The 310-nt window shown below is 57.7% G+C and carries 1 protein-coding gene; it reads right to left on the bottom strand.

The genetic code is table 11. The features are described from left to right. Positions 1-310, bottom strand: a 310-nt coding sequence (locus ACLEJP_RS25555) for an immunoglobulin-like domain-containing protein (RefSeq protein ID WP_440810923.1), incomplete at both ends; no start/stop codon positions are given.

The following is a 310-nucleotide window of genomic DNA, read 5'->3' as shown; positions in this document are numbered from 1 at the left end:
AGTGACCTGGGCATTGTTGCTCAGGGTCACGACCAGATCGTGAGCCAAAGCTTGGTTGATGTGCACGGTGAAGGTCGGCTTGACGTTCTCGGCCACCGAAGGTTGGTCAGCAGTGATAGTAACTTTGACCAGATCGCCTTCGTTGTTGCCGCCTGGATTGCCCGGCGTACCCGGCTCGTCGGTAACAGTGGTGCTTACAGGCGTTTTGTCCAGGTTGAGGTTTTCGAACTTCCAGACATCCGCACCGCTGACCGCCTCGATGGCATTGACCACCGGTTGGTTGGCACCGACATAGACGTTGTCCGGCGCG

Origin of the sequence: Pseudomonas sp. SMV7 (assembly GCF_052041995.1) — a bacterium.
GTDB lineage: Bacteria > Pseudomonadota > Gammaproteobacteria > Pseudomonadales > Pseudomonadaceae > Aquipseudomonas.
The sequence above is the reverse complement of the archived record's forward strand: the minus strand, read 5'-3'. Positions and strand labels throughout refer to the sequence as shown.